Below are 6,570 nucleotides of genomic sequence, written 5' to 3'. Positions count from 1 at the left end.
TATGACGGGTATATGAAAAAAGGTACGTTTTACCAACTAGAACAGGCATCACCACATCCTGAACTTAAAGCCCATGAATGGCTGGCTTGTGAGCTTGCTGCACAAATGTGGCGCAGTGGAAAGCGTGTTTTGGTTGCTTGCGAAACACAGCAACAAGCTGAAAAGATTGATGAGGCCCTTTGGCAACGTGATCCACACCAATTTGTCCCACATAATTTAGCTGGGGAAGGCCCGCGTTATGGTGCACCAATTGAAATTTGCTGGCCAGCCAAAAGAGGCACAACACCTCGCGATATACTGATTAATTTACAAAATCAGTTCGCAGATTTTGCCACGGCTTTCCATGAAGTGATAGACTTCGTACCTATTGATGAAACTTTAAAACAGTTGGCGCGTGAACGGTATAAAACGTACCGTAGCGTCGGCTTCAATTTGACTATGGCGACGCCGCCAACTTACTGAATACAAAAAGATAATGGAAAAGAAACCAGATAGCCCAATGAATGAGCCCTCGCTCGATAAAACATATAACCCCGCAGAGATTGAGCAATCACTGTATGCTCACTGGGAGAAAAGCGGTTATTTTAAACCTAATGGGGATACCACCCAAGACAGCTTCTGTGTCGTCATTCCGCCACCGAACGTCACTGGTAGCCTGCACATGGGGCATGCCTTCCAACAAACTATCATGGATACCATGATCCGTTACCAACGTATGCAAGGTAAAAATACCTTATGGCAAACGGGAACAGACCATGCAGGTATTGCAACTCAGATGGTCGTTGAGCGCAAAATTGCAGCCGAAGAAGGTAAAAACCGTCATGACTACGGCCGCGATGCGTTCATTGACAAAATCTGGGAATGGAAAGCGGAATCTGGCGGTACAATTTCACAACAAATGCGCCGTTTAGGCGACTCTGTTGATTGGGATCGCGAACGTTTCACCATGGATGAAGGCTTATCTAAAGCGGTTAAAGAAGCGTTCGTTCGTCTCTATAAAGAAAACTTAATTTATCGCGGCAAACGCTTAGTCAACTGGGACCCAAAACTGCACACGGCAATTTCTGACTTAGAAGTTGAAAACCGTGAAGTTAAAGGTTCTATGTGGCACCTGCGTTACCCACTGGCTGATGGTGCAAAAACCGCTGAAGGCAAAGACTATTTAGTGGTCGCAACCACCCGTCCTGAAACCATGTTAGGGGATACCGGTGTTGCAGTTAACCCTGAAGATCCACGCTATAAAGATTTAATTGGCAAAGAAATCATTCTGCCAATCGTTAACCGCCGTATTCCAATTGTGGGTGACGAACATGCCGACATGGAAAAAGGCACTGGTTGTGTGAAAATCACGCCAGCTCATGACTTTAATGACTATGAAGTTGGTAAACGCCATCAGTTAACGATGATTAACATGATGGACTTAGACGGTAACGTTCGTAACGAAGCGGAAGTTTTCGATACCAACGGTAACCCATCCACCGCTTATAGCTGCGAAATTCCAGAAGCGTATCGTGGCATGGAACGTTTCGCGGCGCGTAAAGCTATCGTGGCAGAATTTGAGCAATTAGGCCTGCTGGTTGAAGTTAAACCGCATGACTTAACTGTGCCTTACGGTGACCGTGGTGGCGTAGTTATTGAACCTATGCTGACCGACCAATGGTACGTGCGCACCGAGCCTTTAGCTCGTGATGCTATCAAGGCTGTTGAAGATGGCCGTATTCAGTTCGTTCCTCGTCAGTACGAAAACATGTATTTCTCTTGGATGCGTGATATTCAAGACTGGTGTATTTCTCGCCAACTTTGGTGGGGTCACCGCATTCCTGCATGGTATGACGAAAAAGGCAATGTCTATGTGGGTCGTAATGAAGACGAAGTTCGTCGTGAAAACAACTTAGGTGCAGATATTGCTCTTCGCCAAGACGACGATGTACTGGATACTTGGTTCTCTTCCGGTCTGTGGACATTCTCTACTCTCGGCTGGCCAGAAAATACCGATGCACTGAAAACCTTCCATCCAACAGATGTATTGGTCAGTGGCTTCGATATTATTTTCTTCTGGATCGCCCGTATGATCATGATGACCATGCATTTCATCAAAGATGAAAACGGTGAACCACAAGTACCATTTAAAACCGTTTACATGACAGGCTTGATCCGTGATGAAGAAGGCCAAAAAATGTCGAAATCCAAAGGGAACGTTATTGACCCACTGGATATGATTGACGGTATTTCTTTAGAAGACTTACTTGAAAAACGCACTGGCAACATGATGCAGCCGCAATTGGCTGAAAAAATTGCTAAACGTACTCGTAAAGAATATCCAGAAGGCATTGAAGCCCACGGTACTGACGCCCTACGCTTTACTTTAGCCGCATTAGCTTCAACAGGTCGTGATATCAACTGGGATATGAAACGCCTGTCCGGTTACCGTAACTTCTGTAATAAATTATGGAATGCGAGCCGCTTCGTTCTGATGAATACCGAAGGCCAAGATTGCGGCCAAAACGGCGGTGAAATGAGCTTCTCATTGGCTGACCGCTGGATCATGGCGCAATTTAATCAGACTGTAAAAGCTTACCGTGAAGCGTTAGATACTCACCGTTACGATATCGCAGCGGGTATTTTGTATGATTTCACATGGAATGAATTCTGTGACTGGTACTTAGAGCTGTCTAAACCTGCAGTTCATAAAGGTAATGAAGCGCAAGTTCGTGCAGCGCGTTTCACCCTGATCGAAGTGCTGGAAGGCTTATTGCGCCTTGCTCACCCAATCATTCCATTTATCACTGAGACTATCTGGCAACGAGTGAAAGTCGTTAAAGGTATTGACGCTGATACCATTATGTTGCAAGCGTTCCCTGAGTTCGATGCCGCTAAAGTGGATGAACTTGCGCTGAGTGACCTTGAGTGGATCAAAGAAGCGATTATTGCCGTTCGTAACATTCGTGCAGAAATGAATATTTCTCCAGGTAAACCGCTCGATGTGATGCTGCGTGGTGCTTCTGCTGATGCGAAACGTCGTATTGAAGAAAACCAAAACTTTATCAAATCGATGGCGCGTTTAGAAAGCATTCGTGTGCTGGCTGAAGGCGAAGAAGCGCCTGTTTCTGTCACCAAACTAATTGGCGGTGCAGAGCTCCTTATCCCAATGGCAGGTTTAGTGGATAAAGACGCAGAGCTGGCTCGTTTAGATAAAGAGCTGGAAAAAGTGGTTAAAGAGATTGAAACCATTGAAAACAAACTGGCAAACGAAGGTTTTGTAAGCCGTGCGCCTGCTGCTGTCGTTGAAAAAGAGCGTGAACGCTTAACTGCTAATATTGAAGCAAAAGCTAAAATTGAAGCACAAAAAGTGACCATTTCCTCTTTGTAATCATTAAGCTTTAAGTATCTGTCCCTGACTCGTCGTTGATGAGTCAGGGCTTTTTTGTATTAGGGCATTGAAAATATTAAAAATGTGCCAATATCATACATATTGCGACTACCAATGCCGCAATGAAAAATATAATTAATACAAATAAAAGAGATGTTCCCATGACAACAGACACAAACCAAACCGTTAAAGTTCGTTTAATTCAACCTCAAGACAACCCTGGGATCGCCGCCGTTATTCGCGAAGTTTCCGCTGAACATGGCTTAACTGCGGACAAAGGCTTTGCCGTTGCTGACCCTATTTTAGATACCTTATTTGAGGTGTATAGCAAACCGCGCAGTGCTTACTGGGTAGTTGAAATGGATGGCAAAATTGTTGGCGGTGGCGGTGTTTCACAAGTTGCTGGTGGTGATAACGAAACAGCAGAACTACAGAAAATGTATTTATCTTCAGTACTACGCGGCAAAGGCTTAGCGAAGCAAATCGTACTGATGTCTCTGGAGTTCGCTAAACAGCAAGGCTACACCCATTGCTACCTAGAAACAACCAAAGAGCTCCAAGCGGCTATTAAGTTATATGAAAAATTAGGGTTTGAATTTATTGATGAACCGTTAGGAAATACGGGTCATAGTGACTGTGAAATTCGCATGTTAAAGGCATTATAATTCTACGCTAAACGAAAAAGGATAGTTTTTAGCTATCCTTTTATGCAGTTGCATGATGCGACTAATAATTAATGAACGCGATCTTCAGGGTCGATATCGTCACCGTCTTCGTCGTCATATTCTGCATCTGGGTCTTCAAAATACGTGCCCCAACCATCATAGTTGATGCCCATTTTCTCAGCCAGTTTCATTAATTGTTCAACTTGTGCGTCAATCAGCTCTGCATTTAAAGCACTTTCACTGATTACATCACAGCACATCAGGGTTTCACCCGTTTCAATTTCGAGTTCTTCCGCATCCGTGACTTCATAGCCTAGTTTAAAAGCTTCAACAGCCGCTTTTTCTAACAGTGCAAAGTTGTCAGCAGAGAAATGATGCTCAATCGCATACAATGCATCAGGATCGCTGCCATCTTCCAATAATTCTTCGATAATTAAGCGAGTTTCTTCGTACTGCGCATCCAATTCAGCTTTATCTACCATATCCACACCCCTTTTATTTCTTTGTCGCTCGTCTTTCTTTGCGCCATTCTCCCATACGGTTGACAGTGAAACCATATATTTAAAGATAATTTCTTTTGCATTGGGGGTTGATTTTGAATTTTTATGAATATAAATTGAATATTAATTCAAAACAAAAAGGCTACCAATTATGAACCCCCTATATAATAAACCTTTTCTAAGGTTACTTGATTTTACTTCTAGCGAAATTCATTCACTTTTAAAACTCTCTTCTTGGCTAAAATCAGAAAAAAAAGCCGGTACAGAACAGCCCCTCCTTTCAGGTAAAAACTTTGCGCTTATTTTTGAAAAAGATTCAACGCGGACACGCTGTGCATTTGAAGTTGGTGCATTTGACCAAGGCGCTAGAGTCACTTATTTAGGGCCTTCTGGTAGCCAAATCGGCCACAAAGAAACCATGAAAGATACCGCTCGAGTATTGGGCAGGATGTATGACGGCATTCAATACCGTGGGTTCGCTCAAAGTACAGTAGAACTCTTAGCCGCGCACTCGGGAGTGCCTGTATGGAATGGACTAACTAACGAATTCCATCCCACACAGTTATTAGCCGACCTGCTGACCATTCAAGAGCACCGACCAAATACCCCCTTCTCAGAAATTAAATTTGCCTATTTAGGCGATGCACGCAATAACATGGGTAATTCGATGCTAGAAGCCGCTGCGCTTACAGGTTTAGATTTACGCCTTGTTGCGCCGAAAAGCTGCTGGCCAGAAGAAGAATTAGTGAATACTTGCCAAGCACTGGCTCAAAAAACGGGTGCGAAAATCACACTCACGGAAGATGTCGCCGAAGGTGTTAAAGATGCCGATTTTATCTATACCGACGTGTGGGTATCGATGGGAGAAGCCAAAGAAGTATGGGCACAGCGCATTAATTTATTAAAACCATACCAAGTGAATATGGATGTGATTAAGCTCACTGGCAACCCGAATGTTAAGTTCTTACACTGCTTACCTGCATTCCATAATGAAGACACCACATTGGGAGCGCAACTTGCTAAAGAATTCAATATGTTTGGTGGGTTAGAAGTCACGGAAGAAGTCTTTGAATCACCTTACAGCATTGTCTTTGATCAAGCAGAAAACCGTTTACATACCATTAAAGCGGTAATGGTGGCGACATTAGCGCCAGAACTTCCTATTAATGTTTTTTAAATTCCTACCCTCAACTCAACCAAATGAGTTGAGGGTAACCTATCATTATGGACGTTCACCTTTCGCCAAACGCTGATTGATACAATCAATAACCGATGGCAAATCCGCTAACGTATCAATCACATAATGAGCACCAGCAGCATACAATTTCTCGGCGGCTTGTTGTTTTAACGAGTTAACCGTATCTACAGTCATCTCTTGATACTCTTCCCATGTTTTACCAAACTCATTACCCGAGATAGACAAACCAACACTCCACATCCCGGCATTACGTCCTTCTTCAATACCAGGAACAGCATCATCCACTTTAATACAAGCTGATACGGAGCCGATACCTAACTTAATCACGTTCTGAAGTGCCATCCAAGGCCCCGGTCGCCCACCCGCGGGAATATCATCGCTCGCGACCCAGTAGTCGGGTTGGTAGCCCAACACCTTTGCTGCTGGAACTAACTTCTCCATCACGGCACGAGGGTAACCTGAACAAGAGCCAATTTTAATATTTTGGCTGCGTAATGTAGCAATTGTGTCGATAACTCCAGCGATTGGCGCAGCAAAGTCAACCACTTTAGCAATTTGCAATGGCATAAAAGCCGCATAGATTTTATTGATATCCTCACTACTCATTGAGCGGCCAAACTTCGCGTTCCATAAAGCGTCTACCTCAGGCAATTTACCCAGTGCTTCAATATGCTGCCATTTTCCTAGCCCCATAGGAATGCGCGCTTGAGCCAGTGTGATATCCATATCGAACACAGATTTAAATGCTTCAATGAAAATCTGAGTAGGCGCAAAAGAACCAAAATCAACAGTGGTACCCGCCCAATCAAGAATAACAGCTTCAATACGGTTCATTTC

6 protein-coding genes are annotated in these 6,570 nt (G+C 43.9%); 4 read left to right on the top strand and 2 right to left on the bottom strand.

What is annotated here, in order from left to right:
- Positions 1-12 precede the first annotated feature (12 nt).
- The 3 genes from PSF28_RS10755 (at position 13) to PSF28_RS10745 (ending at position 4,035) form a co-directional block, all read left to right on the top strand.
- Positions 13-462, top strand: a complete 450-nt coding sequence (locus PSF28_RS10755) for a DNA polymerase III subunit chi (protein ID WP_272685041.1) — start codon at positions 13-15, stop codon at positions 460-462.
- 37 nt (positions 463-499) lie between these two features.
- Positions 500-3,370, top strand: coding sequence for a valine--tRNA ligase (locus PSF28_RS10750; RefSeq protein ID WP_272685040.1), 2,871 nt, complete (start codon positions 500-502; stop codon positions 3,368-3,370).
- Between the two features lie 161 nt (positions 3,371-3,531).
- On the top strand, positions 3,532-4,035 hold the full coding sequence (locus PSF28_RS10745) for a GNAT family N-acetyltransferase (RefSeq protein ID WP_210835627.1): 504 nt from the start codon (positions 3,532-3,534) through the stop codon (positions 4,033-4,035).
- Between the two features lie 68 nt (positions 4,036-4,103).
- Here the strand turns inward: PSF28_RS10745 and rraB are convergent, their stop codons facing one another.
- Complete coding sequence (gene rraB / locus PSF28_RS10740; protein WP_004907524.1) at positions 4,104-4,517, bottom strand: ribonuclease E inhibitor RraB; 414 nt, start codon at positions 4,515-4,517, stop codon at positions 4,104-4,106.
- 169 nt (positions 4,518-4,686) lie between these two features.
- Here rraB and argF point away from each other — a divergent pair, with 169 nt between their 5' ends.
- Entirely contained in the window at positions 4,687-5,712 is a 1,026-nt protein-coding gene (gene argF / locus PSF28_RS10735) for an ornithine carbamoyltransferase (protein ID WP_210835629.1), read from the top strand.
- Positions 5,713-5,757: 45 nt separating this feature from the next.
- Here argF and phnX read toward each other — a convergent pair whose 3' ends face one another.
- Positions 5,758-6,567, bottom strand: a complete 810-nt coding sequence (gene phnX, locus PSF28_RS10730) for a phosphonoacetaldehyde hydrolase (RefSeq protein WP_272685036.1) — start codon at positions 6,565-6,567, stop codon at positions 5,758-5,760.
- Positions 6,568-6,570 lie beyond the last annotated feature (3 nt).

Origin of the sequence: Providencia sp. PROV130 (assembly GCF_028482225.1) — a bacterium.
Lineage (GTDB): Bacteria > Pseudomonadota > Gammaproteobacteria > Enterobacterales > Enterobacteriaceae > Providencia > Providencia rettgeri.
Note: the sequence above shows the minus strand (reverse complement) of the source record. Positions and strands in the feature narration are given on the sequence as shown.

Bases quoted from the DNA above. Each gene is read 5' to 3' on its own strand.
- PSF28_RS10755 (WP_272685041.1), top strand. From the start codon at position 13: ATGAAAAAAGGTACGTTTTACCAACTAGAACAGGCATCACCACATCCT.
- PSF28_RS10750 (WP_272685040.1), top strand. From the start codon at position 500: ATGAATGAGCCCTCGCTCGATAAAACATATAACCCCGCAGAGATTGAG.
- PSF28_RS10745 (WP_210835627.1), top strand. From the start codon at position 3,532: ATGACAACAGACACAAACCAAACCGTTAAAGTTCGTTTAATTCAACCT.
- rraB (WP_004907524.1), bottom strand. From the start codon at position 4,517: ATGGTAGATAAAGCTGAATTGGATGCGCAGTACGAAGAAACTCGCTTA.
- argF (WP_210835629.1), top strand. From the start codon at position 4,687: ATGAACCCCCTATATAATAAACCTTTTCTAAGGTTACTTGATTTTACT.
- phnX (WP_272685036.1), bottom strand. From the start codon at position 6,567: ATGAACCGTATTGAAGCTGTTATTCTTGATTGGGCGGGTACCACTGTT.